Origin of the sequence: Cupriavidus sp. DB3, assembly GCF_020418465.1 — a bacterium.
In the GTDB taxonomy this organism is placed as follows: domain Bacteria; phylum Pseudomonadota; class Gammaproteobacteria; order Burkholderiales; family Burkholderiaceae; genus Cupriavidus; species Cupriavidus cauae.
Genome location: NZ_JAIZPL010000001.1, coordinates 365,498 through 391,939, shown reverse-complemented (window position 1 = coordinate 391,939; position 26,442 = coordinate 365,498). Strand labels below are relative to the sequence as shown.

Sequence of the window (26,442 nt, the reverse complement as noted above, 5' to 3'; positions counted from 1 at the left end):
AAGCCATCACGATGATCCGAGACCCTGAGACCTACCCCGCATTTCTGGCGCAACTGCGCCGCTTCGTGCAGCAGCGCCTGGTGCCGCGCGAGGCCGAGGTGGCATCGCGCGACGAGGTGCCGGCCGACCTGGTCAGGGAGATGGCCGACATCGGGCTGTTCGGCTTCTCGATCCCGGAGACCTATGGCGGCGCCGGCATGACGACCGAAGAACTGGTGCTGGCCGCGATCGAGCTGTCGCAGTGCTCGGTGGCCTTCCGCGCGCGCGTCGGCACCAATACCGGCATCGGCTCGGAAGCGCTGGTTGCCGATGGCACGCCAGAGCAGAAGCAGCGCTATCTGCCGCGCCTGGCGAGCGGCGAGATCACCGGCTCGTTCGCGCTGACCGAGCCCGAGGCCGGCTCGGATGCAACGGCGCTGACCACGTCGGCGCGCCGCGATGGCGACCACTATGTGCTCAACGGCACCAAATGCTTCATCACCAATGCGCCGATCGCCGGGCTGTTCACGGTGATGGCGCGCACGGATCCCGAGACCACCGGCGCCTCCGGCATCTCGGCCTTCCTGGTCGAGCGCGGCACGCCGGGCCTGAGCACCGGGTCGGCCTACCGCAAGATGGGGCAGGAAGGCTCGCCGGTGTCGGAGGTCCATTTCGACGATTGCCGCGTGCCCGCCGCCAACCTGATCGGCGGCGTCGAGGGCCAGGGCTTCCGTACGGCGATGAAGGTGCTGAACAAGCAGCGCATCCATCTGTCGGCGCTGTGCATCGGCCCGGCCATCCGCATGCTCGACGATGCGATCCGCTTCGTCCGCACGCGCAAGCAGTTCGGCGAGCCGCTGTCGAGCTTCCAGCTGGTGCAGGCGATGATCGCCGACTGCCAGACCGAAATCCACGCGGCCCGCGCGCTGGTGCTCGAGACCGCGCGCCAGCGCGACCGCGGCGAGGACGTGACGATGCAGGCGTCGATCTGCAAGTACTTCGCCTCGGAGATGTGCGGGCGCGTCGCCGACCGCTGCGTGCAGATGTTCGGCGGCTACGGATATATCGCCGACTACGGCATCGAGCGCTTCTATCGCGATGTGCGGCTGTTCCGCCTGTACGAGGGCACCAGCCAGATCCACCAGCTCAATATCGCCAAGCGCACGCTGGCGCAGGCCGGCGCTTGATCGGAACTTGATGGGCACTTGATCAGGCGCCCGATCCAGCGGCCCGGCCGATAAAACACAACAGGAGACACCATGTTCAAGACCCTTGTCGCCACCATCGCCCTGGCGATCGGCACCGCCACGCTGAGCGGCGCGGCCCGCGCCGACGCGGCCTATCCCGGCAAGCCGATCCGCCTGGTGGTGCCGTTCGCGCCCGGCGGTTCGTCCGATATCCTGGCGCGCCTGCTCGCCGATCGCCTGAAGGCAGAGCTGGGCCAGGTGGTGGTGGTCGAGAACAAGCCCGGCGCGGGCGGCAATATCGCCGGCGAAAGCGTGGCTCGCGCCGCGCCCGATGGCTACACGCTGCTGCTCGCCGCGGCAGGCCCTACCGTGATCAATCCGAGCCTGTACAGCAAGATGCCGTTCGATCCCGCGCGCGATCTGGCGCCGGTCACGGTGCTGGCGCGCGAGCACAACCTGATGGTGGTGAAGGCCCAGCTGCCGGTGCGCAACCTGTCCGAGTTCCTGGCCTATGCGCGCAGCCATCCGGGCAAGCTGTCGTTCGGCTCGCCCGGCAACGGCACCGTCGCCCATCTCGGCGGCGAGCTGCTGAACCGCACCGCCGGCCTGAAGATGCAGCACGTCCCCTACAAGGGCAGCGGCCCGGCCGTCGCCGACCTGATGGCGGGGCATATCGACCTGATGATCGACAACATGCCGGCGCTGCTGGCCCAGGTGCAGGCGGGCAAGCTGCGGCCGATCGCGGTCGCCAGCGACAAGCGCGCCGCCGCGCTGCCCGATGTGCCGACCTTCGACGAGGCTGGCGTCAAGGGCTATCTGGTCACCGCGTGGAAGGGCCTGATGGCGCCGGCCGGCACGCCCAAGCCCGTCATCGACAAGCTGCATCAAGCCTGCGCCCGCATCCTGGCCACGCCGGAGATGCGCAAGCGGGTGATCGAACTGGGCGCCGAGCCCGTCGGCAACAGCCCCGAAGCGTTCGCCGCGCAGATCCGCAGCGAGACAGCCTGGTGGGCCGCTCAGGTCAAGGCGACCGGCACGCGCCTCGATTGAGGCCCCTTCGCTGACAACGCCAGACCCCCCCGCCACGCAACTGGCCGCATTTTGCGCGGCCAGGGTGATCTAGCGGGGACTGCCTGCAACGTGGGGGGCGCCGCCTGCGGCCGCGTCGCCCATTGCGGAATTACATGCCGCTGTAAGAACGACGCGCCCGCATGGAAGGCATGCGGTGCGCGCCGCCAATATCACAGCGTGCCGCCGCCGGACAGCCAATACGGCTCGCGCTCGTAGTACTGGTGCAGCTGCGTTCCCCATTGCGGGTCCGCCATGCGCGGCCACTGGTCCTTGTTGAAGCCGGGCGCCGACTTGATGCGGTCGGCCGTGATGCCGAGGCGGAAGCATTTCTGGTCGGTATCCATGACCAGCGCGTTCCACGGAATCGCGTGCAGTGTGTCGCCCATGCCCAGAAAGCCGCCGGTGGTCAGCACGGCATAGGCAATGCGGCCGCGCGGTACGTCGAGCATGATTTCGCTGATCTCGCCGACGTGCTCGCCGTCGGACGAATAGACCTTGGTGTCCTCGAGGCTGGAGGCCGCCATCACTTCCGGGCCGGGGCCTTCACCGACGCCCGATCCTACGATGCTGGCACCGCCCTGATTCGTGCCGGGTTGCGAGGGATTCATCGCCATCTCCTTGATCGTTGGTACGCAGGAACCGGTGTTCCGCAACGACCATGCCATCCCGCTTGCCTCGCGTCTGCCGCGCGTCCGCCGCACGCCTGTCCCGGCCGGCGCCGGCTTTCATCATTCTTTCGCAATCGCCCGCTAAGGTCCTGCCTTTCCCTTCCCCACACCCGAGAGGCAGGACATGACCCGATCCCCCTACCCCCGTCGACGTTTCCTGATCCACACCGGCGCGCTCGGCCTCGGCACCAGCCTCGGCCTGACCGCCTGCGGCTCCGACGACTCGCCCGAGGCGCCGGCGGTCATCGTGCCCGACAGCGAGCGGCCCAAGCTGCCGTACGGCATCCAGATCGGCGATGTGGGCGATGGACGCGCGGTGGTCTGGGCGCGCGCCGACCGCGCCGCGCAGCTGCGCGTGGAGTACGACACCACCGACAGCTTCCGCAATCCGCGCAAGGTGCTCGGCCCCACCGTCAGCGCCGCGTCCGATTTCACCGGCCGCGTGGAGCTGTCGGGCCTGCCGGCCGGCGAATCGATCTTCCTGCGCGTAGCCTGTGACAGCATCGACAATCCGCGCGCGACCGGCGTGGTGGTGCCGGGCCAGTTCCGCACGATCCCGCGTACCGACGCCAATCGCCCCGTGCGCTTCGTCTGGGGTGGCGACGTCGCGGGCCAGGGCTGGGGCATCAATACCGAGTTCGGCGGCATGAAGATCTTCGAGGCGATGCGCCGCCGCGAGCCGGACTTCTTCCTGCACAGCGGCGACACGATCTACGCGGACGGCCCGATCCTGGCCGAGGCCACCGCCGAGAACGGCCGCGTGTGGAAGAACCTGGTGACGCCGGAGGTCTCCAAGGTCGCCGAAACGCTGGACGAATACCGCGGCCGCTATCGCTACAACCTGATGGACGAGAACGTGCGCCGCTTCTCGGCCGAGGTGCCGCAGATCTGGCAATGGGACGATCACGAGGTCACCAACAACTGGTCGCCGACCAAGGACCTGAGCGCCGACGCGCGCTACACCGAGAAGAACATCGCCACGCTGGTCGCCCGCGCCACCCAGGCGTTCCGCGAATACGCGCCGATGCGGATCGGCAGCACCGCGGCGGAGCAAACGCTCTATCGCAAGGTTTCCTACGGGCCGCTGCTGGACGTGTTCGTCCTCGACATGCGCACGTATCGTGGCGGCAATACCGCCAACCTGCAGACCACCGAGAACGGCGACACGGTGTTCCTCGGCAACGAGCAGCTGGAATGGCTGGTCAACGGCGTGAAGCAATCGCAGGCCACGTGGAAGATCATCGCCGCCGACATGCCGATCGGCCTGTGGGTGCCGGACGGCAAGGACGCGGCCGGCAACGCCCGCTGGGAAGCGATCGCCAACGGCAACGACGGCGCGGCGCTGGGCCGCGAGCTGGAAACCGCGCGGCTGCTGCGCGCCATCAAGGGCGTGCCCAATGTGGTCTGGCTGACCGCCGACGTGCACTATTGCGCCGCGCACTACTACGATCCGTCGAAGGCACAGTTCACCGATTTCTCGCCGTTCTGGGAGTTCGTGGCCGGCCCGCTGAACGCCGGGACCTTCGGCCCCAACCAGCTCGACGCCACCTTCGGCCCGCAGCTGGTCTTCCAGAAGGCGCCGCCCGCGGGCCAGGCGAACCTGTCGCCCTATTCGGGCTTCCAGTTCTTCGGCGAAGTCAATATCGATCCGTCGACGAAGGCCCTGACGGTGGACCTGCGCGACCTCGATGGCGTCAGCGTGTTCAGCAAGACGTTGCCGGTGGCTTGAGGTTGGGCGCCGGCGGACCGCCGGCACTGATTCTTGCCGGCGGAATTCTCCCTCCCCCTCACGGGGGAGAGGGTTGGGAGAAGGAGGTGGTTTCAAACTGCAGCGACATGGCGGCTGCCGTTTGCCCTCTCTCCCGCCCCTCTCCCGCAAGCGGGAGAGGGGAGAAAACCCACGCTGCCCCATTCGCCGCTACCGCAGCATGAACGACATCGCCGACAGGCAGTTCAGCATGCGCACCGCGTCGGTTACGCTGGGCGCATCGAAACTCAGCGTGACGCCATCGAGCCGCCGCAGCGTGGGCCATTGGCAGAACAGGTCGGCGTGTGCGGGCGTCAGGGTGCGCAATTGGCACGTGACGGGGCCAGGAATGGTGAAGGGCCGGGCCCCGGCCGGATCGGTCCGCAGCGCGCGGACCGCGGCTTGCGCGGCCGCGCCGATCGCCTCGCAGGCGGCGGCGGGCGTCATCGAATCCCCGCTGCCCTGCCCCTGCGCGCGCTTGGTGGCCACGTAGCGCACCCACGGCATCAGCGCCGACGTTTCCTCGACGAAGACATCGTCGCCGCTCGCCATCAGCACCGGCACATCGGCCTCGCCCGCCAGCGCGGCGTACAGCCCCGCTTCGCCGAGTTCGATGCCGCCGATCGTCACGCTGGCGAACGCGCTGCTGTTGATCGTATGCGCCAGGATGCCGCGGCCTTGCGCGCGGCCGTGATAGCCGATCATCAGCACGCCGTCGCAATCCTGCTCGATCCCGCTCATCATGCCGGCGTAGCGCGGCTTGCCTAGCACGATGCGCACACGCGGGTCCAGCAGGTCCGGCAGCAGGTTGCGAAAGCCCCCATGCGAGTCGTTGACCCAGACGGCCTCGGCCCCGGCCGCGAAGGCGCCCCGCGCCGCGGCGTCGGCTTCGCGCGTCATCCAGGCGCGGGCGCGCTCGTACTCGCCATTGCCCGGGCGTGTCTGTTCGAGATGGAAGACGCCGGCGACGCCCTCGATATCGGTGGAGATCAGGATCTTCATGGGAATGGCGCGCGCAAAACGCAGCGGCGACGCACGCAGGAATGGCGCGCGCCGGCGCAGCGGCGGCGTGCGCGGTTCAGTCGGCAAAATTCAATTCAGGCATCCACGACAGCAGGCTGCGGCGGCAATGGCCGTCGCGGCCGCTGACGGTCTCGGCGTGCCACAGCGCATGCAGGATGGCCTGCTCGACGCTGTCGGCTACGGCGTGGAACAGCGGATCGAGCTCGGTCTCGTGGACCATCGCGACGGCCGGCATCGGCGTGGCGGCGTCGTGCGGCACGGTATAGGCGGTGCTGAAGGCCAGCGCGATATCGCCGGAGCCATGACCGTAGACCGATCCGGTGCGTGCCAGCCCCGCGCCGGCACGCCGCGCCAGTCGTCCCAGCTGGCGGGAATCGAGCGGCGCGTCGGTGGCGACGATCATGATGATCGAGCCCTTCTCCGGCCTGGCGTCAGCGGCAGTCTGCGCGGCGTCCGTTGCGGCCCGCCCCGCGTCCGTTGCAGCGGGCGCAGCGTCCGTTGCGGCGGCGTTCGTTGTGGCGGCGTTCGTTGTGGCGGCGTCCGTTGCAGTGGGCGCGGCCAGCCGCTGCGCCAGTTCGGCACCGACCCGCCTGCCGGCGACCGTCAGCATCGCCGGCGTGCCGTAGTTCGCCAGCACCAGCGCACCCACGCGATAAGGCCCCGCAAGCCGCGACGCCGTGCCGATGCCGCCCTTGACGCCGAACGCCGACATGCCGCGCCCTGCCCCGACCGCGCCCTGCGCAACATCGGCGCCGGCCGCGGCGCAGGCCTGCCGATAGTGCGTTTCGCCGATGGGCATCGCCTGGATGTCGTTCAGATAGCCGTCATTGCATTCGAACACCAGCGGATTGACGGTGGGCCAGCCGCGGCCGATCTCGGCGTGGGCCGCGATCGCCTGCCGGATCTGCGCCTGCGCCACGGCGCCGACCGCAAAGGTGTTGGTCAGCGCGATCGGCGTCTCCAGTACACCAAGCTCGTCGACCTGCACCAGCCCGATGCTCTTGCCGAAGCCGTTGATCACCGCGGCCGCGGCCGGCACCTTGTCCAGATACGGATCGCCGGCGTGCGGCAGCACCACCGTGACGCCGGTCTGCACCGCGCCATCGGCCAGCGTGCAATGGCCCACGCGAACGCCCGGCACATCGGTGATCGCATTGCGTGCGCCCGCCGGCAGGTCGCCGATATGCGGAGGAACGCCCGGTGCAGGCGAGTCCGGCGCGGCGGAGGGTTCGTGCGGCATCGCGATGGCCCTCCGTCAGCGGCGATCGATCTTCGGATCGAGCGCGTCGCGCAGCCCGTCGCCCAGCAGGTTGAACGCGAGCACGGTCAGGAAGATCGCCAGGCTGGGAAAGATCGCCACATGCGGGGCCGTCACCATGTCGGCGCGCGCCTCGTTCAGCATCGCGCCCCACTCGGGCGTCGGCGGCTGCGCGCCCAGGCCGAGGAAGGACAGGCTGGCCGCGGTGATGATCGAGGTGCCGATCCGCATCGAGAAATAGACGACGATCGACGAGATCGTGCCCGGCAGGATATGCCGCATCAGGATGGTCCAGTCGGACGCGCCGATGCTGCGTGCGGCCTCGATATAGGTCAGCCGCTTGAGCATCAGCGTGTTGCCCCGCACCAGCCGCGCGAACGCCGGGATGCTGAAGATCGCCACCGCGAAGACCACGTTGACCATGCCGTTGCCCAGGATGGCGACGATGCCGATCGCCAGCAGGATGCCCGGAAACGCGAACAGCACGTCGGAGATCCGCATCACGATCCGGTCCCACCAGCCCTCGTAGTAACCAGCCAGCAGGCCCAGCAGCGTGCCGACGATGGCGCCGACGATCACCGAGAAGAAGCCGGCGGCAAGCGAGATGCGCGTGCCGGCCAGGATGCGGCTGAAGATGTCGCGGCCCAGCGAATCGACGCCGAACCAGTGCGCCGCCGACGGCCCGGCGTTCAGCGCGTCGTAGTCGAAGTAGTTCTCGGGATCGTAGGGCACCAGCTGCGGCGACAGCACGGCGACGATCACCAGCAGGATCACGAACACACCGGCGGCCAGCGCCAGATGCTGGCGGCGGAACTTGCGCCAGAATTCGCTCCACGGCGTGCGGACGGGCTCGGCCTGCGCCGCCGCGCCCGGCACGGCGGCCTCGTTGGCCACGGTCGATAGCTCGGTCATGGACGGCCTCACTTGTAGCGGATGGTGGGGTTGATCACCGTATACAGCAGATCCACCACCAGATTGATCAGGATGAATTCGAGCGAGAACAGCAGCACCTCGGCCTGGATCACCGGGTAGTCGCGCATCTCGACGGCATCGACCAGCAGCCGGCCGAGGCCGGGCCAGTTGAACACCTTCTCGACGACGATCGAGCCGCCCAGCAGGAAGCCGAACTGCAGGCCCATCATCGTGACGACCGGGATCATTGCGTTGCGCAGGCAGTGCTTGGCGACCACCAGCGACTCGCGCACGCCCTTGGCGCGCGCCGTACGCACGTAATCTTCCTGCAGCACCTCGACGAACGATGCCCGCGTAAAGCGCGCCATCACGGCGGCCACGGCGGCGCCGAGCGTCAGCGACGGCAGGATGTAGTGCTTCCAGCTTTCCGCGCCGATCGACGGCAGCCAGCCGAGCTGGACCGAGAAGATCTCCATCAGCAGCATGCCGAGGGCGAAGGCCGGGAACGAGATGCCCGACACCGCCAGCGTCATGCCGATGCGGTCCGGCCAGCGATTGCGCCAGACCGCCGAGCCGATGCCGATCAGCATGCCGAACACCACGGCCCACAGCATCGAGGCGACGGTCAGCCACAGCGTCGGGAAGAAACGGTCGCCGATCTCCTCGCTGACCGGGCGCTTGGTGCGCAGCGAGTTGCCGAACTCCCCTTGCAGCGCATTGCCGAAGAAGGTGACGAACTGCTCGTGCAGCGGCTTGTCCAGGCCCAGGTCCTTGCGGACCAGTTCGACGGTGGCGGCATCGGCCTCCGGTCCCGCGGCGAGCCGCGCCGGATCGCCGGGCAGCAAATGCACGAACAGGAAGACCAGCACCGCGACGATCAGCATCGTCGGCACCACGCCCAGCACGCGCTTCAGAAAGTAATTCAACATGACGACTCCGTGGGTCCGCGCCGATCAGCAATCGGCGACCGGCGCGGACACCGGGGGGCTTGCAACAATGGCAATGAGGATGGCCGCAAAAGACCGCCGGCCGCCCGCCCCGCCCCCGCATACCTGGGGCGGGCGGCGCTGCGCGGCTTACTGCGAGCTGCTCTTGATATCGATGTTCTCGAACTCGAACGAGCCGTCCGGCATCACATAGGCGCCGCTCAGCCGCTTGCTGCGGGCATACAGCACCTGCTCGGTCACCAGGAAGGCCCACGGGGCGTCGGCCCAGATGCGCTGCTGCGCGTCCTTGTACAGCCGCGCCTTCTCGTTGCGGTCGGTGGTACGCAGCGCGCCGGCGATGTCGGCATCGACCTGGTCGTTCTTGTAGTACGCGGTATTCAGCAGCTTGGGCGGCATCGATTCGGACGCCAGCAGCGGACGCAGCGCCCAGTCCGATTCGCCGGTCGACGATGACCAGCCGACGTAGTACATGCGCACGCCGGCGTCCTCGGGCCTGGGCACGCTCTCGACCTTCTCGACGCGCTGGCCGGCCTCGAGCGCCTGCACCGAGGCCTTGATGCCGACCTGCTGCAGCTGCTGCTGCACGAACTGGATCACCTTCTGCGCGGTGGTGTGGTTATAGGCGGACCACAGCGTGGTTTCGAAGCCGTTCGGATAGCCGGCTTCCTTCAGCAGCGCGCGCGCCTTGGCCGGATCGTACGGCCACGGGCCCAGCTTCTCGGCGAAATCGACGCCCGGCGGCACCACGCCTTCGGCCGGCACCGCATAGCCGGCGAACGCCACCTTGGCCAGCGCCTGCTTGTTGATCGCGTAGTTGATCGCCTGGCGCACCTTGGGATCGTTGAACGGCTTGACCTGCGTATTGAGCGACAGGTAGCGCTGGATGATCGACGGCGCCGCGATCAGGTCGACCTTCGGGCTGGCTTTCAGCACCGCGGCCTGCTCGAACGGAATGCTGAAGGCGAAGTCGGCCTCGCCGGTCTGCATGATGGCCGAGCGGCTGTTGTTGTCGACCACCGGCTTCCAGGTGATCGTGTCGATCTTCGGCAGGCCGCTCTTCCAGTAGCCGGCAAACTTCTTGCCGCGCAAGTGGTCGGGCTGCTTCCACTCGACGAATTCGAAGGGACCGGTGCCGACCGGGTGGAAGGCGATGTCCTTGCCGTACTTCTTCAGCGCGGTCGGCGAAATCATCACGGCCGACGGGTGCGCCAGCACGTTGATGAACGGCGAGAACGGCTCCTTCAGCGTGATCTTGACGGTGGTCGGGTCGACCACGTCGGTGCGCGCGACGCGGTTGAACAGCGTGTAGCGCTTGAGCTTGTTGGCCGGATCGGTGACGCGGTCCAGATTGGCCTTGACGGCGGTGGCGTCGAAGCTGGTGCCGTCGTGGAACTTGACGCCCTTCCTGACCTTGATGGTGTAGACCAGTCCGTCCTTGCTGACGTCATAGCTGTCGGCCAGCACGTTGACCAGCTTCATGTCCTTGTCCAGGCCGAACAGGCCCTGGTAGAAGCTCTTGGAGACCGCCTGCGACAGCGTGTCGTTCGAATCGTAGGGATCGAGCGTGGTGAAGGTAGAGGCCACCGCCATCACCGCGTCCTTGGCGGCGAAGGCCGGTCCGGCCGCAAACGCGGCCATCAGCAGGCCGCCGGCAATCAGGCGCGCGGCGCCACGTCGGGACAAACTGGCTTGCATCATTGTCGATTCTCCTTGGTAAGACTGGCAGGGTGATCGGGCTGGGTCGGCTCTTGGCGGCCTTGCAGCCCGGGTTGGCTCAATACGGTTGGCCCAACACGGTTGGCTCAATACGGGTCGGCACAATGCGGGTTGGCGCGGGCAGCCTCAATAGGCGCCGCCGACGGCGTGCCGCGCAACGAAGTGGTCCGGGGCGACGGCCACCAGCGGCTGCACCACCGGCTCGTCGCCGATCGCGCGGATCGGGCTCGGCAGCTCGTCGACCTGCGGCTCGCGCCGCAGATGCCGGCGCGCGGGGTCGGCCACCGGTACCGCCGACATCAGCTTCTTCGTATAGGGATGCTGCGGGTTCTCGAAGATCGCGCGGCGCGGGCCGATCTCGACGATCTGCCCCAGATACATCACCGCGACCCGGTGGCTGACGCGTTCGACCACCGCCATATCGTGCGAGATGAACAGGAAGGCGATGCCCATCTCGCGCTGCAGGTCGAGCATCAGGTTGACGATCTGCGCCTGGATCGAGACGTCCAGCGCGGACACCGACTCGTCGGCGATCACGACCTTCGGGTTCAGCGCCAGGGCGCGCGCGATGCAGATGCGCTGGCGCTGGCCGCCCGAGAACTCGTGCGGATAGCGGGCGGCATGGGCAGGTGACAGGCCGACCTTGTCGAGCAGCCAGGCCACGCGCTGCTCGGCCTCCTTGCCGCTGGCGACCTTGTGCACCAGCAGCGGCTCCATGATCGAATAGCCGACCGGCACGCGCGGATCGAGCGAGGCGAACGGGTCCTGGAAAATGAACTGGATATTGCGGCGCAGGCTCTGCAGCGCGGGCCCCGACAGTTCGCCGATGTTCTGGCCGGCGAATTCGATGGTGCCGCTCTGGCTTTCGACCAGGCGCAGCAGCGAGCGGCCCGTCGTCGATTTGCCGCAGCCCGATTCGCCGACCAGCGCCAGCGTCTCGCCGGGATACAGGTCGAAGCTGACGCGCTCGACCGCATGCACGCGGCGCGTCGGCCGTCCGAACAGCCCGCCCGGCACGTCGAAGCGGGTCACGAGATCGCGCACGCGCAGGATCGGCTGGGCCGAGGCATCGGGACGCGTGGCCGCGGCCGGTCTTTCGCCGGGGACTTCGGCGCTCGCATGCCCATCGCCGCCCTCCACCCGCACCAGCGGAAACTTGGCCGGCAGATCGGTGCCTGCCATCGCGCCGAGCTTGGGCACCGCGGACAGCAGTGCGCGCGTGTAGGGGTGCGCGGGCCGCGCGAACACGGTCGGCGCGTCGCCCTCCTCGACCTTCTCGCCGCGGTACATCACCAGCACGCGGTCCGCCATTTCGGCCACCACGCCCATGTCGTGCGTGATGAACAGCACGCCCATCTGCATCTCGGCCTGCAGATTGCGGATCAGCTGCAGGATCTCGGCCTGGATGGTGACGTCCAGCGCGGTGGTCGGCTCGTCGGCGATCAGCAGCGCGGGCCGGCACGACAGCGCCATCGCGATCATCACGCGCTGGCGCATGCCGCCGGACAGCTGATGCGGATAGCGGTCCAGCACGCGGCGCGCCTCGGGGATGCGCACCAGTTCGAGCATGCGCAACGCCTCGGCGCGGGCCGCCGCGCGGCTCTTGTTCTGATGCAGGCGGATCGATTCCGCGATCTGCTCGCCGACCGGGAACACCGGATTGAGCGAGGTCATCGGCTCCTGGAAGATCATCGCGATATCGGCACCGCGGATGCCGCGCATCGTGCCGGCGTCCGCGCTGGCGAGGTCGAGCACCTCGCCGCCACGGCGGCGCAGCAGCATGCTGCCGCTGGCCAGGCGCCCGCCGCCTTGTTCGACCAGGCGCATCAGCGCCAGCGAGGTCACCGACTTGCCGGAGCCCGACTCGCCGACCACCGCCAGCGTTTCGCCGCGGTCGATATGGAAGGACAGGCCGCGCACGGCTTCGACGGTGCGTTCGGAGGTGGCGAAGCGCACCGTCAGGTCGTTGACGGACACGACGCGCTGCGGCGGCAGCGCGAGGCGGGATGCGGAAGGCGCGGAAGACGTGGAAGACGATGTAGCCATGGAGTGTTCCTCGAAACCTGCGGGCATGGGGTCAGCGGTAGATCGCCACGTGGACCGGCTCGCCAACGCGGGCATGACCGCGGTACATGCCTTCGGTGTTGAACGGCAGCGCGACATTACCGGCCGCGTCGATCGCCACCAGCCCGCCCCGGCCCTGGATCGCCGGCAGGCTGTGCATCACGACCGCGTGCGTCGCGGCCTCCAGCGAGCTGCCGGCATAGCGCATGCGCGCCGAGATGTCGTAGGCGGCCACGGCGCGGATGAACATCTCTCCGGTGCCGGTGGTCGACACCGCCACCAGTTCGTCGGCATAGCAGCCGGCGCCGATCACCGGCGTATCGCCGACGCGGCCCAGCTGCTTGTTGGTGATGCCGCCGGTGGACGTTGCCGCGGCGAGCCGGCCCTGGGCGTCGAGCGCGACCGCGCCGACGGTGCCGAACTTGGTGCCGGGATCGAGCGGCTCGCCGCCCGCCTCATCGGCGTCGGCGCGCGCGGCCAGCGCGGCGGCGTCGTGATCGAGCAGGGCCATGCCGCTGCCCGCGCGGGCGCGTTGCCATTGCGCATGGCGCTCGGGCGTGTAGTAGTAATCCGCCTCGACCAGCGGCAGGCCCTGCGCCTGCGCGAAGGCTTCCGCGCCGTCGGCGGCGAACAGCACATGCTCGCTGCGTTCCATCACGGCGCGCGCCGCCAGCACCGGATTGCGCAGGCGCTTGACGCAGGCCACCGCGCCGGCGTCGCGGGTGGCGCCGTCCATTACCGCGGCGTCGAGTTCATAGGTGCCGGCATTGGTCAGCACGGCGCCCTTGCCGGCATTGAACAGCGGACAGTCCTCGAGCAGCCGCACCGCTTCGGTCACGGCATCGACGGCGCTGGCGCCGTCCGCCAGCAGGCGCTGGCCCGCGCGCAGGGCCTGTTCGAGCGCGGCGATGTATTGGGCTTCCTTGTCCGCGTCCATCGCGGCGCGGGTGATGGTGCCGGCCCCGCCATGGATGGCGATCACGGGCGTGGGCTTGGAGGTCGATCGGTCTGCGTTCATGGTGCTGTGTCGGCCTGCACGGCAGGCAACTCGGTGAGGCTCGGGAGCGTTATTCGGTGCCGGGGTCCGGGCGCCGGCGCCGTGGCGCCTTGCCGGACCCCGGACGGGGCTTGGTCTGCGTGTCGCCCGCCGCGGCGGTGCGGCTGGAATCGCCGCGGGCATGGGTCTGATGCAGCCAGGGCAGCACGAATTCGGTCATGTCGGCGGCGGCCTTGACCGAGCCGGTGGCGCGGTGTGCCACCGCGCCGCACAGCGCCTCGATCATCGCCAGCACGGCCGCATCCGAGTTCGGCGACAGCTGCCGGCCGGCGCTGACATACAGCGCGATATCGGCAAACGGCGCCAGCGGCGAGGTCGGCCCGTCGGTCAGCGCCAGGATGCGGGCACCGTGGGCGCGGGCGCGCTCGGTCAGCGCGACGCTGTCATAGACATAGCGGGGAAAAGCAATCGGAATCACCAGATCGCGGCTGGTCAGCTTGAACAGCTGCCGCGCCGCCGTCGACGCGCCGCCGACGCCGGCGACCGTGATCACCGTGCGGCAGTACATGTCGAGCCCGTGCTGCAGCAGGCCGGCCAGATAGCCGCTCGCGCCGAAGCCCAGCACATAGACATGCTCGGCCTCGAGGATCGCCGTCACCGCGCGTTCGCAGGCATCGGCATCGAGCGCGCGGCGGGTCGCCTGCAGGTTGCGCTCGTTCTCCTCCAGCGAGGCCGCGATGATTTCGGTGACGGTGGCCGGGCGCTCCAGTTCGGTGCGCAGCTTCTCGACCGGCGCCAGCGTGGCCTCGAACCCGCGCACCAGTTCGGCGCGGAACTGCGGGTACCCGTCGAAGCCCAGCGCATGGGCAAAGCGGTTCGCCGTCGCCACCGACACCTGCACCGCCTGCGCGAACTCGTCGATGCGCATCGTCGCCGCGCGGAACGGGTTGGCCAGCACGTAATCCGCCATGCGCTGGTGCGCCGGCGTCAGCGACGGAAACACCTTCGCGATGCGCTGCGAGACCGTGGTCTCGGGCGCGGCGTCTGGCGCGGAATCGTCCGGCCTGGCGGCCGGGTCCGGACGGGAAGCAGTCATGGCTCTGCGGTGGGCCGGGCGCAATCTGGTGCATCCGGCAAACAGCTATCGATGTAAACAAATTTACACGCAATAGCCGTGCCATGAAAATAGAGTTTACGAGAGCAAGGGTTAACCCCGACCTCGCCATTGCTGGACGAGCGCCCTGGGTCCGCCGCCGAACCTGCGGAACGCTTCTTGCAGCTTTCGAACTTCCCCCGAAAAACAGGAGGCACCCATGCCAGCGCAACGCCGAATCCTGGTGGTCGCGACCAACGTCGACCAGTATCAAAAAGTGGGCTTTCGTACCGGCCTGTGGCTCAGCGAACTCACGCACTTCTGGGATGTGGCCGAGGAAGCGGGCCATACGCTGCAGCTGGCGTCGCCGTCGGGCGGCATGATCCCGATCGATCCCGAGAGCCTGATGCTGTCGGAACTTGCACGAAGTGCCGGCATGCGCAGCAGTGTTTTCAAACGCTATGAGGACCGGATCTTCATGGACCTGCTGAACGACACGGTCAACGTGGCGTCGGTCGATCCGGGCGAGTTCGATGCCATCTACCTGACCGGCGGGCATGGCGTGATGTTCGACTTCCCCGGCTGCGAGTCGCTGGCGCGGCTGATCGCGGCGATGTACGAGCAGGGTCGCGTGGTGGCCGCGGTGTGCCACGGCCCGGCCGGCCTGCTGGACGTCAGGCTCGGCAATGGCGAGCTGCTGGTGCAGGGCAAGCGCGTGACCGGCTTCTCGTGGAACGAGGAGATCATGGCCAAGCGCGACTTTGCGGTGCCGTTCGGGCTCGAACAGGAGCTCGGCAAGCGCGGCGCGCAATACAGCAAGGCGATGCTGCCCTTCGCGCCTTATGTGGTCGAGGACGGGCGCCTGATCACCGGACAGAACCCGGGCAGCGCGTATGGCGTGGCCAAGGCGGTGCTGCGCACGCTGCGGCTGTCGGAGCCGGCGGCCGAGCCGGCTTGAACGGCCCGGCTTGAACATGCCAGCTCGAACGACCGGACTCTAAAGTGCCAGCCTGAGCCTGCCAGCTCGAACGGCCGGACTCGAAAGTGCCACCCCGAGCCTGCCGGCTCGAACGGCCCGGCTCGAAAGTGCCAGCCTGAGCCTGCCAGCTCGAACGCGCCGGCTCGAGGCCGCCGCCTGAACACCAGCGCGGCGGCCCGAAAGCTCAACCGTCCTCGCCCATCGCCGGCAACACCCTGCCTGGATTCATCAGATTCTTCGGGTCCAGCGCCCGCTTGACCTGCCACATCAGCTCGAGCTCGACCTCCGACTTGTAGCGCCGCAGGTCGTCGCGCTTGACCGCGCCGATGCCATGCTCGGCCGAGATCGAGCCGCCTTCGCCGTGGGCCAGGCCATCGACCAGATCGGATACCGGCTTGTACCACTGCGCGAGGAAGGCCTTCGCGTCGGCGTCCTTCGGACGCAGCGGATTGAAGTGGACGTTGCCGTCGCCCATATGGCCGTAGATCACCATGCGGGCGTCGGGCACCAGATCCAGCACGCGACGCGAGGCCTCGTCGACGAAGTCCGCGATGCGCGACAGCGGCACCGACACATCGCACTTGATGCTGCCGCCGGTGCGCGTCTGCGCGTCCGAGATTTCCTCGCGGATGCGCCAGAAGGTCTGCGCGTCCGCAACGCTGGCCGCGATCGCGGCATCCTGCACCAGCTGCTGTTCGTAGCCGCTTTCGAGGATTTCGAGCAGCGTCGCCTCGAGGCTGGCGGCGTCCGCGCCCGAACTCAACTCGATCAGCACCATCCAGTCGTGCCGCTGCGCCAGCGGCGAGGCGACATTGCCCAGATAGTCGAGCACCAGGTCGAGCGCCGGACCCGAGATCAGCTCGAACGCCGTGACCGCGCCCCCGGACAGCCGCTTGGCCTCGCCCAGCAGGCGCACGGCCGCATCCGGCGACGCCACCGCGACGAAGGCCACCGCGCTCGCGCGCGGCTGCGGCATCAGCTTCAGCACGGCGGCGGTGATGATGCCGAGCGTCCCTTCGGCGCCGATGAACAGGTGCTTCAGGTCGTAGCCGGTGTTGTCCTTGCGCAGGCCGCGCAGCGACGAGTAGATGCGCCCGTCGGGCAGCACCGCCTCGATGCCGAGCACCAGATCGCGCATATTGCCGTAGCGCAGCACCGCGGTACCGCCGGCATTGGTCGACAGATTGCCGCCGATCTGGCAGGAGCCTTCGGAGCCGATGCGCAGCGGAAACAGGCGCCCGCCCTCCTCGGCCGCGGCGCGGGCGGCGGCCAGCGTCACGCCGGCCTGCACCGTCAGCGTGTCGTTGACGGTGTCGATCGCCAGCACGCGGTTCATGCGGCTCAGGTTCAGCACCACGGCATCGCCGCGCGTGTCCGGCACCGCGCCGCCCATCAGCGAGGTATTGCCGCCCTGCGGCACCACGGGCACGTCGTGCGCATGGCACCACGCCATCACCGCGGCGACCTGCTCGGTGCTCGACGGCAGCACCACCACGCTGGCCTTGCCGCGGCTGATGCGCCGGTAGTCGGTGACATAGGACTCGGTATCGGCGTCGGCGACGAGGCAGGCGTTGTCGCCGACGATGGCTTGCAGCGCGCGCAGCGTGGCGTCGCGTGTGGAACTATCCAGGGACATGATGCGGAGAAATCGGGAAATCGTTCAGTAGGCGGCGGACGGCCGTTGTGCGGGGACGGCGCCTTCCTCTCGGAAGGACGCGGCCAGCTGGCGCGCGGCCTTCGCGAACAGCAGCACGTCGACGCCGGTGGCGACGAAGGTGCAGCCCAGCTCCAGATAGCACCGCGCCAACGCGGCATCGGAGGTCAGCGTGCCCGCGGCCTTGCCGCTGGCGACGATGGTGCGCATCGCGTTCTCGATCGCCGCTTGCACTTCCGGGTGGCCGGGATTGCCGCGATGCCCCATCGATGCGGCCAGGTCGGCCGGTCCGATAAAGACGCCGTCGATGCCATCGACCGCGCAGATCTCTTCCAGGTTTGCCAGCGCGGTCACGGTCTCGGCCTGCACCAGCAGGCAGACCTCGTCATCGGCGACATCGAGATAGTCGGTGCGGCCGCTCCAGCGCGAGGCACGCGCCACCGCGCTGCCGACGCCGCGGATGCCCTGCGGCGGATAACGCGTCGCGCTGACCAGCATGCGCGCCTGCTCGGCGGTATCGACCATCGGCACCAGCAGCGTGGTCGCGCCGATATCGAGCAGCTGCTTGATCAGCGGCACGTCGCCTGCCACGGCGCGCACGACAGGGGCGCTCGGATAGGCCGAGACCGCCTGCAACTGGGCCAGGATGCTGCGCACATCGTTGGGGGCGTGCTCGCCGTCGATCAGCAGCCAGTCGAAGCCGGCGGTGGCCGAGACCTCGGCCAGATACGGCTCGGCCATCGACAGCCACAGGCCGATTTGCGGCCGGCGGGCGGCCAATGCGGTCTTGAAGGGATTGGATGCGGGCATGACGGGTCCTGTCAAAGCAATGCGGGTTCGATGGGCCTGGCGACCGAGCCTTGTACGGCGTTGTACGGCCTTGAGGGTTTCCTGCGGCGTTCTACGGCTGCGGCCGGCCTCAGTCCAGTTGCCCCTGGCACAAATACTTCAAATGCAGGTAATCGTCCAGTCCATGGCGCGAGCCCTCGCGCCCGTAACCGGACTCCTTGACGCCGCCGAACGGCGCGGCCTCGGCCGCGATGGCGCCCTCGTTGATGCCGACGATGCCGGTCTCCAGCGCCTGCGCGACGCGCCAGATGCGGCGCACATCGTTTGAATAGAAGTAGGCGGCAAGGCCAAACGGCGTGTCGTTGGCGTGGCCGATCACCTCGTCCTCGCTCGCGAAGCGGAAGATCGGCGCGACGGGGCCGAAGGTTTCTTCGCAGGACAACGCCATCTGCGGCGTGGCCCCGATCAGCACGGTGGGCGCGTAGTAGTGCGGACCGTCCGCGGTACGCACGCGCTTGCCGCCGGTGACGACGCGCGCGCCCCGGGCCACCGCATCCTCGACATGGCGGGCGATCTTGTCGACCGCGCGCGCATTGATCATCGGGCCGATCTGCGAGCCCTCCTCGCTGGCCGCGCCGACCTTCAGCGCCCCGACGCGGCGAGCCAGCCGTTCGACGAAATCGTCGTGAACGGCCTCGTGCACGTAGATGCGGTTCGGGCAGACGCAGGTCTGGCCGCCGTTGCGAAACTTCGATGCCATCAGCCCTTCGACCGCGGCGTCGAGGTCCGCATCCTCGAACACGATAAAGGGCGCGTTGCCGCCGAGCTCCAGCGACAGCTTCTTCAGCGTCGATGCGGATTCGCGCGCCAGGTGCTTGCCGACCGGCGTCGAGCCGGTGAACGTGATCTTGCGCACGCGGCTGTCGGCGAGCCAGACGTCGACCACCTCGGGCGTGCGTTCGCGCGACGCAGTGACGATGTTCAGCACGCCCGCCGGCACGCCGGCAAGCTCGGCCAGGTACACCAGCGCCAGCGCGGTCAGCGGCGTGTCCTCGGCCGGCTTGGCGACCACGGTGCAGCCGGCCGCCAGTGCCGGCGCGATCTTGCGCGCGATCATCGCCAGCGGAAAGTTCCACGGCGTGATCGCCGCCACCACGCCGACCGGTTCCTTCAGCACCAGCATCTTTCGGCCCGGCACGGCCTCGGCCACGATGTCGCCGCAGATGCGGACCGCCTCGGCCGCGAACCATTCGACGTACGCGGCGCCGTACTGCACCTCGCCGCGGCTCTCGTGCATCGGCTTGCCCTGCTCGGCCGAGATGATGCGCGCCAGGTCTTCCTGGTGCTCGAGGATCAGCGCATGCCAGCGCTGCAGCAGACGCGCGCGCTCCCGGGCCGGGCGGCGGCTCCAGTCGGCGAAAGCCGCGTGCGCGGCATCGGCGGCGCGGCGCGCGTCCTCGGCGCCGCTGTCGGCAACCTGCGTCAGCGTCGCGCCGTCCGCGGGATTGGCGACATCGAGGCGCTCACCGCGCGCGGCAGGTTGCCACTGGGCGCCGATCAGGTTCTGGCCGCGCAGCAGCGCGGCGTGGGAAAGCTGCAGGGACATGATGCGATGGAGGTCTTGGAGAAGGACGGTAAGCGGGTGGACGCGGCCGCATGCGGGCGTAGGTGGCCGCATGCGGCCGAAGAAAACGCCGAAAGCCGCCGCAAGCAGCCACGGGCGGCCACAAGCGACCGCATATGGCCAATCAGCTGACGATGCCCATATGCCAGGGCACGAACTCGTTGTCGCCCAGGCCGAGCAGCTCGCTGCGGGTCTTGTCGCCGGAGGCCACACGCAGGATATGTTCGAAGATACGTTGCCCCATCTCGGCGACGGTCAGCTCGCCGTCGACGATGACGCCGCAGTTGATGTCCATGTCGTCGGCCAGGCGCCGGTACATCGGCGTGTTGGACGCCAGCTTGATCGTCGGCGCGGGCTTGGAGCCGAACATCGAGCCGCGGCCCGTGGTAAAGCAGATCAGGTTGGCGCCGCTGGCGATCTGGCCGGTGACCGCGACCGGGTCATAGCCGGGCGAATCCATGAAGACGAAGCCGGCCTTGTCGATCGGCTCGGCGTACTGGTAGACCGCCTGCAGCGGCGTGGTGCCGCCCTTCATCGCGGAGCCCAGCGACTTCTCGAAGATGTTGGCGAGGCCGCCCTGCTGGTTGCCGTGGCCCACCACGCCGTTGAACTGCGCGTTGTGTCCGGCGGTATAGCGCTCCCACCAGGCCAGCCGGTCCAGCAGCTTCTGCCCGACCTCCGGCGTGACGGCGCGCCGCGTCAGCATGTATTCGACGCCATGGATCTCGGGCGTTTCCGACAGGATCGCGGTGCCGCCGTGGCGCACCAGGATGTCCATCGCCGCGCCCAATGCGGGATTGGCGGTGATGCCGGAAAACCCGTCGGAGCCGCCGCACTCCAGGCCGATCTTCAGATAGCTGGCGGACACCGGCTGGCGTTGCGCTGCATTCGCTGCCGGCAGCATCGACTCGATCGCGCGGATACCGGCGGCGATGGTCTCGCGCGTGCCGCCGGTGTCCTGCATCACCATCGTATGCAGATGGCTGCCCGGCTCGAGTTGTTGCGACTCGACCAGCGAGGCGACCTGATTGCGCTCGCAGCCAAGCCCCACGATCAGCACGCCGGCCAGATTCGGATGGCGCGCATAGCCGGCCAGCGTGCGACGCAACAGATCGAAATGCTCGCTCGGCGACGACATGCCGCAGCCGGTGCCATGCGCAAACGCGACCACGCCATCGACATTGGGATAGGCCACGAGCCGCTCCCGCGTGAAATGGTCGGCGATATGCCGGATCACCGTGGCCGAGCAATTGACCGACGACAGGATGCCGATGAAGTTGCGCGTGCCGACGCGGCCGTCGGCGCGCACGAAGCCCTGGAAGGTCGCGCGCTCGGCCTCGGGCACATAGTCGATCGGCCGCACGTCGGTGCAGAAGGCCGGATCGCGATAAAAGTCGACCAGCTTCAGGTTGTGCGAATGCACGTGCTCGCCCGGCGCGATATCGCGGTCGGCGACGCCGATCACGGTGTCGTACTTGCGCACCGGCTCGCCCTTCGCGATCGCGCACGCGGCGATCTTGTGGCCGGCCGGCACCTGGGCCCGCGCACGCACGCCAAGCTCGGGCAACGGCTGTCCCAGCGCCAGGTCCTGGCGCGCGATCAGCACGTTGTCATTGGCGTGCAGGCGGATGACGGCATTGACGTTCACGTCGAACAATTCCTGTGGTTGGCGGGGGCAATCGGCAATCGGCAATCGGCAATCGGCGGTCGGCGGCTTGCGGGATCAGCTCTGCTGCAGCATTTCCTTCAGCTTGAGCCGCTGGATCAGCTGGGTCTCCTGCTCGTAGACCGTCGCCACGTACTTCTTGTAGTCGGGCCCATCGAGGTACATCACCGGCGCGTCGATGCGCGCGGCCACCTGCCTGAATTCCTTGCTGGCGACCGCGGCGCGGAAGGCGTCGCGCAGCTGCTTCTCGATGGCCGGGTCCAGCCCCTTCGGTGCGCCGATGCCGTTGGGCGCTTCGACCACGACGTCGTAACCGAGCTCGCGCAGCGTCGGCGTGTCCTTGAAGCGCGGCGTCCGCTGCTCCCCCCAGGTCGCCAGCAGCCGAAGCTTGCCGGATTCGACGTGTGGCGCCCACGAGCTGGAATCGGCCAGCAGGTCGACCTGGCCGCCGAGCACGTCCTGCAGCGCAGCCGAGCCGCCCTTGTAGGCGATCGCGTTGAAACGCACGCCGGCGGCCAGCGCGAACTGCTCCATGCCGACATGGGTCGCACCGCCGATGCCGGCGTGGGCATAGGTCAGCTTGCCGGGATTGGCCTTGGCCGCCGCGACGACTTCCTGCAGCGTCTTGTACGGCGAGCTGGCCGGCACCGCGATGCCGAAGGTCTGGCCCGACGTGCGCGCCAGATAGGTCAGCTCGGTGCGCGGATCGATCTCCAGCATGCCGAGCTGCGAGAAGCGCGTTACCGAGATCGGAATCTGGCCGATGGTGTAGCCGTCCGGCTTGGCCCGCGCCAGCGCGCGGGTGCCGATCATGCCCGAGGCGCCGGCGCGGTTCTCGACGACGATCGATTGCTTCAGGATGCCCGAGGCGACCTGGCACAGCGCGCGCATCGACTGGTCGGCGGTGCCGCCGACCGGCCACGGGCAGATGAAGGTGATCGGACGTTCGGGATAGGTGGCGGCACTGGCGCCGCGTGCCAGCAGCATGCCGGCGGTACCGGTGGCAGCCGCCGCCGCGGCCGTGGCAACACCGGCGCTGGCGCCGAGGAGCAGGCGGCGGCGCGCGGGATTGGTGGGGGAACCTTGGTTCATTGTCATCCTCGCACTGTGTTATCGGTGGTGCCCGGCGTGCATCGAGGCAACGCCATGGGCGGCATTGTGTCCGGCAACGACATAACGATCCAATCCAATATCGTCATTGCTTCATAACCTTTCCGTTAAGTAGGCCGCGAGGTAGACTGCGCGGCATGCCCCATATCGACCGCGCGCTGCGCTCCAATATCAAGCTACGCCATCTGCAGTTGCTGGTGGCGCTCGACGAGTTCCGCCACCTCGGCAAGACCGCCGAATTCCTGTCGATCAGCCAGCCCGCGGTGTCCAAGACGCTGTCCGAGGTCGAGAAGATGCTGGGCCTGGTGCTGTTCTCCCGCTCGACCCGCGGCACCGAGCCGACCGCGGCGGGAGAAGCGCTGATCCGCTTCTCCCGCCGCGTGCTGGCGCAATACGATCGCACGCGCGAGGAGATCGAGGCGGTCGACACCGGCGCGGCCGGGCGCGTGCGCGTCGGCGCGATGGGCGCGGCGCTGCCGGTGCTGCTGGCGCGCGCCACCGCGCGGCTGAAGTCGCGCTCGGCGCAGGCCACCGTGCTGATCGAGGAAGGCGATCTCACGCATCTGCTGCCGAAGCTGCGGCTGTCCGAACTGGACCTGATCGTGGGCCGGCTGGAGCCGGGCTATGCGGCGCCGGACCTGGCCACCGAGGCGCTATACAACGAACCGATGGTGGCCGTAGTGCGGCCCGGGCATCCGCTCGCCGCCAAGCGCAAGGCCGGCTGGGCCGACCTGGCGCAGCTGCCCTGCGTGATGCCGCCGCCCTGGGCCTCGCTGCGGGTCAAGCTGGAGCAGGCGTTCCTCGCCCAGGGCCTGGAGCCGCCATCGGACCGGATCGAGACCTCGTCCTATCTGGCGGTCTCGACCTTCGTCACGCAGCGCGACGCCGTCGGATTCCTGGCACGCTCGGTGGCGAAGCAGTTCGCCAGCGAAGGCAGGCTCGAGCTGGTGAATATCGCCGTGCCGATCGAGCTGCCGCCGGTCGGGATCATTACGCTGCGTGCATCGCGCGAGGCCGGGCTGGGCGCGAGCGCGGAGCATCTGATCGATTGCCTGCGGCTGGCGGCGGCGGAGATGGACGCCGGGGAAAAGCCGCGGCGACGGAGCGCACGACGCGGGACATGATCCGGTCGAAGGGTTGTCATCGCCCCGGCCGCGCTGCCGCGCCGCCCTTGACCAGCGCCTCGATCGCCCTCGCCGCCGCCAGATGCTGCGGCACCGACAGGCCTTGCGTCGCGTTGGCCGGGGAGATCTGCGCGCCCTGGGCGCTGCCGCGGGCGGTGAAGTCCGCGCCCGGCGCATAGACGTTGCGGGCGATCGCGCCGACCTCGGCGTCGGACAGATCGGCGGCGACCAGCAGTTGCGCGGCGACGGCCACGGTGGCCGCGCTGGCGGCCTGGTTCGCATAGGTGCCTGCCGGCACCGTATAGCGGAAATAGCCGCGGCCGGAATCGGCGAGCGCGGCGGCGGCCTTGTCGCCGAGCGGCAGCAGGCGCAGCGGAATCGCGGCCAGCGCGTCGCGGATACTTTCCGACGGCACGCCGATGATCTGGATCACGGCATCGACCTCGCCCTGCCGAAGCGCCACCAGCGAGGCGTTGATGCCCAGCTCGCGCCCGGCAAAATCCGCTGGCTTGAGGCCGTGCGCCGCAAGCACACGTAACGCCGTCCGTTGCGACGCGCCGCCCTTCTCGCCGATGGCGATGCGCTTGCCGCGCAGGTCCGCCACCGTCTTGACGGCTGCATCGGCGCGCACGAGAACATGGACCGCCTCCGGATACAGGCTGCCGATCGCGCGCAGCGACGTGAACGGGCCATCGGCGGCGAAGTCGCCGTCGCCGCGATAGGCGTCGAGCGCGGCATCGGCCTGCGCCAGCGCGAGTGAGGCCTTGCCCTGCCGCAGCATCCGCAGGTTCTCGTCGCCGCCGCGCGTGACCAGCGGCACCACGCGCGCGCCGGGATTGGCGGCCAGCGCCTGGGCGAAGCGCAGGTATTGCCCGCCCTCGGCGCCCGCTGCGAGCGGGTAGCCCTGCTTGGCGCGAGCCAGCCGGGCGCGGATGCTGGCATGCGCGGCGGCAAGTTCCTGCGTGATCATCGCGTGCTGCTCTGGCGACGATTCGGCCGGCACGGATTCGACGATGCGGCGCACGGCCTCCAGCATCGCGGCCGCGCCTTGCGGGGCGCTGGCCGCATAGGCGGGCGCGGTGACCGGGCGATAGCCGCCCGGCACCACGGGCATCCATCGCCCATTCTCTTCCCGGTACACCGCGGCGCCGTGCGCGCGGATGATGTCGCCCGCCTTGTTGCCGCCCAGCGCGATGCCCTGCACGCCCCTGGGCGCCGCACCGAGCGCCGAGATCAGGCCGGCGACGCCCGGCGCATCCCAAGCGCCGAAGTCGAAGTCGCGCGTCAGCTTCAGCTCGGCGTCGAAGTAGACGACACGCCGGTCTTCGCCCGGCGGGCCGCGCCGATCGGTCTGCGAGCCCTGGCGCCGCAGTTCCGCCAGCTGCACCGTGCCCGGCGGCAGCGCCTGGGCCAGCCGCGCGGCGACGTCCTTGCGCAGCGCGTCGGCGTCCGGGCCGCGCTCGCATCCCGCCAGCAGCGACGCGACGACCAGGGCAAACAGCGCGAAGAACAGGCGGCGCACGATCAGCCTCCCATCCATGGCATCGCCAGCATCAGCGTCAGCACGAAGGCATTCATGATGTCGACGAAGAAGGCGCCGGCCAGCGGCGCCACCACGAAGCTCTTCGGGGCCGGTCCGTGCTTGGCGGTAATCGCCTGCATATTGGCCATCGCGGTGGCGGTCGAGCCCATGTTGAAGCCGATGAAGGCGGCGGACAGCACCGCGGCCTCGTAGTCCCGCCCCATGAAGCGGAAGCAGACCAGCACCACATACAGCACGATAAAGACCACCTGCATCGCGATGATCGCGATGAATGGCCCCGCGGACAGCGCCACGTCGACCAGGTCGAGGGCCATCATCGTCATCACCAGGAACAGCGACAGGCTCACATTGGAGATCAGCTCGGCGGGCCGGTCGTCGAAGCGCACGCCGGTCAGCGGCAGCAGGTTGCGGATCACGATGCCGGTCAGCATGCACCACAGGAAGCCTGGGATCGTGATGGCCTGGCCCGAGAACAGCGAGGCGAGCCAGCGGCCGACCACTACCGCCACCAGGATGCCGCCCAGCGCGCCGACGGCCGCGACGGTGGTGATCGGAAATCCATGGGCCTCCGCCTCGACGCTCGCTTCGTCCTCGCCCTGCGAGCGCAGGCGATATCGCGAGATCAGGTACTGCGCGACCGGCCCCGCAATGATGCCGCCGACGATCAGGCCGATCGTCGCCACCGTCATCGACAGCTCCATCACGGACTGCAGATTGTTGATCTCGGCGAAGCGCTCGGCATAGGCGGCGCCGGTGCCGTGCCCGCCCACCAGCGTGATCGAGCCGCCGACCAGCCCGAAGATCGGATGCAGGTCCAGCGCCTTGGCCATCGCGACGCCGACGGTGTTCTGCACCACGATGTAAGGAAACAGCACGATCAGGAAGATCACCAGCGCCTTGCCGCCCTGCTTCAGCGCGCGCAGGTCCGCCCCCATGCCGACGCCGGCAAAGAACATCAGCAGCAGCACGGGCTTGATGGCGGCGTCGATGACGACGCGGAAGTCGAACAGCGCGACCGCAATCGCCGCGACGGCAGCAAACAGAACCCCGCCGGTGATCGGATCGGGAATGTTGTAGCGCGACAGAAAGGCGACCCGGCGATTGATCAGCGTACCGAGCAGCAGGACCAGCACGGCGATCAGCACCGAGGTGACCGGATCGAGGCGAATCTGCATCGAGTTCCCATCCTTGCCCGCCTGTGCCGGCGGAAAAGTGACGCGTATGGATCTATGCCAGCATAGACGCGCCAAATGCGAACCGCAATGCGCAAAAAAAATGCCGGACGCGATCG

General features: G+C 68.7%; 21 protein-coding genes. 5 read left to right on the top strand and 16 right to left on the bottom strand.

Going from position 1 to position 26,442, the window contains the following annotated elements:
• Nucleotides 1-11 precede the first annotated feature (11 nt).
• A complete protein-coding gene (locus K7G19_RS01690; protein WP_226105405.1) occupies nt 12-1,166 on the top strand; it encodes an acyl-CoA dehydrogenase family protein in 1,155 nt (384 codons plus the stop codon).
• A gap of 72 nt (nt 1,167-1,238) precedes the next feature.
• Nucleotides 1,239-2,216 (top strand): tripartite tricarboxylate transporter substrate binding protein, encoded by a 978-nt coding sequence (locus K7G19_RS01685; RefSeq protein WP_226105403.1) that lies wholly within the window; start codon nt 1,239-1,241, stop codon nt 2,214-2,216.
• A 191-nt stretch (nt 2,217-2,407) separates the two neighbouring features.
• Here the strand turns inward: K7G19_RS01685 and K7G19_RS01680 are convergent, their stop codons facing one another.
• Nucleotides 2,408-2,845 (bottom strand): PRC-barrel domain-containing protein, encoded by a 438-nt coding sequence (locus K7G19_RS01680; RefSeq protein WP_149318210.1) that lies wholly within the window; start codon nt 2,843-2,845, stop codon nt 2,408-2,410.
• 184 nt (nt 2,846-3,029) lie between these two features.
• Here K7G19_RS01680 and K7G19_RS01675 point away from each other — a divergent pair, with 184 nt between their 5' ends.
• Entirely contained in the window at nt 3,030-4,634 is a 1,605-nt protein-coding gene (locus tag K7G19_RS01675; protein ID WP_149318209.1) for an alkaline phosphatase, read from the top strand.
• Between the two features lie 189 nt (nt 4,635-4,823).
• Here the strand turns inward: K7G19_RS01675 and K7G19_RS01670 are convergent, their stop codons facing one another.
• The 8 genes from K7G19_RS01670 to K7G19_RS01635 all read right to left on the bottom strand — a co-directional run bounded on the left by K7G19_RS01670 (nt 4,824) and on the right by K7G19_RS01635 (nt 14,665).
• Nucleotides 4,824-5,654 carry a M55 family metallopeptidase gene (locus K7G19_RS01670; RefSeq protein ID WP_226105401.1) on the bottom strand — a complete coding sequence of 277 codons (831 nt, stop codon included), beginning with the start codon at nt 5,652-5,654 and terminating at the stop codon, nt 4,824-4,826.
• 76 nt (nt 5,655-5,730) lie between these two features.
• Entirely contained in the window at nt 5,731-6,915 is a 1,185-nt protein-coding gene (locus tag K7G19_RS01665; RefSeq protein ID WP_226105399.1) for a P1 family peptidase, read from the bottom strand.
• Nucleotides 6,916-6,930: 15 nt separating this feature from the next.
• Entirely contained in the window at nt 6,931-7,845 is a 915-nt protein-coding gene (gene gsiD, locus K7G19_RS01660; RefSeq protein WP_223819641.1) for a glutathione ABC transporter permease GsiD, read from the bottom strand.
• Between the two features lie 8 nt (nt 7,846-7,853).
• Nucleotides 7,854-8,774, bottom strand: coding sequence for a glutathione ABC transporter permease GsiC (gene gsiC / locus K7G19_RS01655; RefSeq protein WP_149318206.1), 921 nt, complete (start codon nt 8,772-8,774; stop codon nt 7,854-7,856).
• Nucleotides 8,775-8,921: 147 nt separating this feature from the next.
• On the bottom strand, nt 8,922-10,487 hold the full coding sequence (gsiB, locus tag K7G19_RS01650; protein WP_149318388.1) for a glutathione ABC transporter substrate-binding protein GsiB: 1,566 nt from the start codon (nt 10,485-10,487) through the stop codon (nt 8,922-8,924).
• A gap of 147 nt (nt 10,488-10,634) precedes the next feature.
• Nucleotides 10,635-12,554 (bottom strand): dipeptide ABC transporter ATP-binding protein, encoded by a 1,920-nt coding sequence (locus K7G19_RS01645; RefSeq protein WP_226105397.1) that lies wholly within the window; start codon nt 12,552-12,554, stop codon nt 10,635-10,637.
• Nucleotides 12,555-12,585: 31 nt separating this feature from the next.
• On the bottom strand, nt 12,586-13,590 hold the full coding sequence (locus K7G19_RS01640) for an isoaspartyl peptidase/L-asparaginase family protein (protein WP_226105395.1): 1,005 nt from the start codon (nt 13,588-13,590) through the stop codon (nt 12,586-12,588).
• A 49-nt stretch (nt 13,591-13,639) separates the two neighbouring features.
• Complete coding sequence (locus K7G19_RS01635) at nt 13,640-14,665, bottom strand: MurR/RpiR family transcriptional regulator (RefSeq protein ID WP_226105393.1); 1,026 nt, start codon at nt 14,663-14,665, stop codon at nt 13,640-13,642.
• A 217-nt stretch (nt 14,666-14,882) separates the two neighbouring features.
• Here K7G19_RS01635 and K7G19_RS01630 point away from each other — a divergent pair, with 217 nt between their 5' ends.
• Nucleotides 14,883-15,620, top strand: coding sequence for a type 1 glutamine amidotransferase domain-containing protein (locus tag K7G19_RS01630; protein WP_149318202.1), 738 nt, complete (start codon nt 14,883-14,885; stop codon nt 15,618-15,620).
• A gap of 205 nt (nt 15,621-15,825) precedes the next feature.
• Here K7G19_RS01630 and K7G19_RS01625 read toward each other — a convergent pair whose 3' ends face one another.
• The 5 genes from K7G19_RS01625 to K7G19_RS01605 all read right to left on the bottom strand — a co-directional run bounded on the left by K7G19_RS01625 (nt 15,826) and on the right by K7G19_RS01605 (nt 22,466).
• Complete coding sequence (locus K7G19_RS01625) at nt 15,826-17,277, bottom strand: FAD-binding oxidoreductase (protein ID WP_226105391.1); 1,452 nt, start codon at nt 17,275-17,277, stop codon at nt 15,826-15,828.
• A 24-nt stretch (nt 17,278-17,301) separates the two neighbouring features.
• Complete coding sequence (gene hpaI, locus K7G19_RS01620) at nt 17,302-18,105, bottom strand: 4-hydroxy-2-oxoheptanedioate aldolase (protein WP_226105389.1); 804 nt, start codon at nt 18,103-18,105, stop codon at nt 17,302-17,304.
• Nucleotides 18,106-18,214: 109 nt separating this feature from the next.
• Entirely contained in the window at nt 18,215-19,690 is a 1,476-nt protein-coding gene (locus K7G19_RS01615) for an NAD-dependent succinate-semialdehyde dehydrogenase (protein ID WP_226105387.1), read from the bottom strand.
• Nucleotides 19,691-19,832: 142 nt separating this feature from the next.
• Nucleotides 19,833-21,356, bottom strand: coding sequence for an altronate dehydratase family protein (locus K7G19_RS01610; RefSeq protein WP_226105386.1), 1,524 nt, complete (start codon nt 21,354-21,356; stop codon nt 19,833-19,835).
• 75 nt (nt 21,357-21,431) lie between these two features.
• Entirely contained in the window at nt 21,432-22,466 is a 1,035-nt protein-coding gene (locus K7G19_RS01605) for a tripartite tricarboxylate transporter substrate binding protein (RefSeq protein WP_226105384.1), read from the bottom strand.
• A gap of 155 nt (nt 22,467-22,621) precedes the next feature.
• Here K7G19_RS01605 and K7G19_RS01600 point away from each other — a divergent pair, with 155 nt between their 5' ends.
• Nucleotides 22,622-23,608 (top strand): LysR substrate-binding domain-containing protein, encoded by a 987-nt coding sequence (locus K7G19_RS01600; protein WP_226105382.1) that lies wholly within the window; start codon nt 22,622-22,624, stop codon nt 23,606-23,608.
• A 16-nt stretch (nt 23,609-23,624) separates the two neighbouring features.
• On the opposite strand, the gene K7G19_RS01595 is transcribed toward K7G19_RS01600, so the two are convergent.
• Together K7G19_RS01595 and gltS are read right to left on the bottom strand one after the other, a co-directional pair.
• Nucleotides 23,625-25,148, bottom strand: a complete 1,524-nt coding sequence (locus tag K7G19_RS01595; protein ID WP_226105380.1) for a TAXI family TRAP transporter solute-binding subunit — start codon at nt 25,146-25,148, stop codon at nt 23,625-23,627.
• The gene (gltS, locus tag K7G19_RS01590; protein ID WP_226105377.1) at nt 25,133-26,326 is read right to left on the bottom strand and encodes a sodium/glutamate symporter; all 1,194 of its coding nucleotides are present in this window, start codon (nt 26,324-26,326) and stop codon (nt 25,133-25,135) included. The genes K7G19_RS01595 and gltS overlap by 16 nt, the downstream gene beginning before the upstream one ends.
• Nucleotides 26,327-26,442 lie beyond the last annotated feature (116 nt).

Excerpts from the sequence above, each read along its gene's own strand:
- K7G19_RS01690 (WP_226105405.1), top strand. The coding sequence starts at position 12 with ATGATCCGAGACCCTGAGACCTACCCCGCATTTCTGGCGCAACTGCGC.
- K7G19_RS01685 (WP_226105403.1), top strand. The coding sequence starts at position 1,239 with ATGTTCAAGACCCTTGTCGCCACCATCGCCCTGGCGATCGGCACCGCC.
- K7G19_RS01680 (WP_149318210.1), bottom strand. The coding sequence starts at position 2,845 with ATGAATCCCTCGCAACCCGGCACGAATCAGGGCGGTGCCAGCATCGTA.
- K7G19_RS01675 (WP_149318209.1), top strand. The coding sequence starts at position 3,030 with ATGACCCGATCCCCCTACCCCCGTCGACGTTTCCTGATCCACACCGGC.
- K7G19_RS01670 (WP_226105401.1), bottom strand. The coding sequence starts at position 5,654 with ATGAAGATCCTGATCTCCACCGATATCGAGGGCGTCGCCGGCGTCTTC.
- K7G19_RS01665 (WP_226105399.1), bottom strand. The coding sequence starts at position 6,915 with ATGCCGCACGAACCCTCCGCCGCGCCGGACTCGCCTGCACCGGGCGTT.
- gsiD (WP_223819641.1), bottom strand. The coding sequence starts at position 7,845 with ATGACCGAGCTATCGACCGTGGCCAACGAGGCCGCCGTGCCGGGCGCG.
- gsiC (WP_149318206.1), bottom strand. The coding sequence starts at position 8,774 with ATGTTGAATTACTTTCTGAAGCGCGTGCTGGGCGTGGTGCCGACGATG.
- gsiB (WP_149318388.1), bottom strand. The coding sequence starts at position 10,487 with ATGCAAGCCAGTTTGTCCCGACGTGGCGCCGCGCGCCTGATTGCCGGC.
- K7G19_RS01645 (WP_226105397.1), bottom strand. The coding sequence starts at position 12,554 with ATGGCTACATCGTCTTCCACGTCTTCCGCGCCTTCCGCATCCCGCCTC.
- K7G19_RS01640 (WP_226105395.1), bottom strand. The coding sequence starts at position 13,590 with ATGAACGCAGACCGATCGACCTCCAAGCCCACGCCCGTGATCGCCATC.
- K7G19_RS01635 (WP_226105393.1), bottom strand. The coding sequence starts at position 14,665 with ATGACTGCTTCCCGTCCGGACCCGGCCGCCAGGCCGGACGATTCCGCG.
- K7G19_RS01630 (WP_149318202.1), top strand. The coding sequence starts at position 14,883 with ATGCCAGCGCAACGCCGAATCCTGGTGGTCGCGACCAACGTCGACCAG.
- K7G19_RS01625 (WP_226105391.1), bottom strand. The coding sequence starts at position 17,277 with ATGTCCCTGGATAGTTCCACACGCGACGCCACGCTGCGCGCGCTGCAA.
- hpaI (WP_226105389.1), bottom strand. The coding sequence starts at position 18,105 with ATGCCCGCATCCAATCCCTTCAAGACCGCATTGGCCGCCCGCCGGCCG.
- K7G19_RS01615 (WP_226105387.1), bottom strand. The coding sequence starts at position 19,690 with ATGTCCCTGCAGCTTTCCCACGCCGCGCTGCTGCGCGGCCAGAACCTG.
- K7G19_RS01605 (WP_226105384.1), bottom strand. The coding sequence starts at position 22,466 with ATGAACCAAGGTTCCCCCACCAATCCCGCGCGCCGCCGCCTGCTCCTC.
- K7G19_RS01600 (WP_226105382.1), top strand. The coding sequence starts at position 22,622 with ATGCCCCATATCGACCGCGCGCTGCGCTCCAATATCAAGCTACGCCAT.
- K7G19_RS01595 (WP_226105380.1), bottom strand. The coding sequence starts at position 25,148 with ATGGATGGGAGGCTGATCGTGCGCCGCCTGTTCTTCGCGCTGTTTGCC.
- gltS (WP_226105377.1), bottom strand. The coding sequence starts at position 26,326 with ATGCAGATTCGCCTCGATCCGGTCACCTCGGTGCTGATCGCCGTGCTG.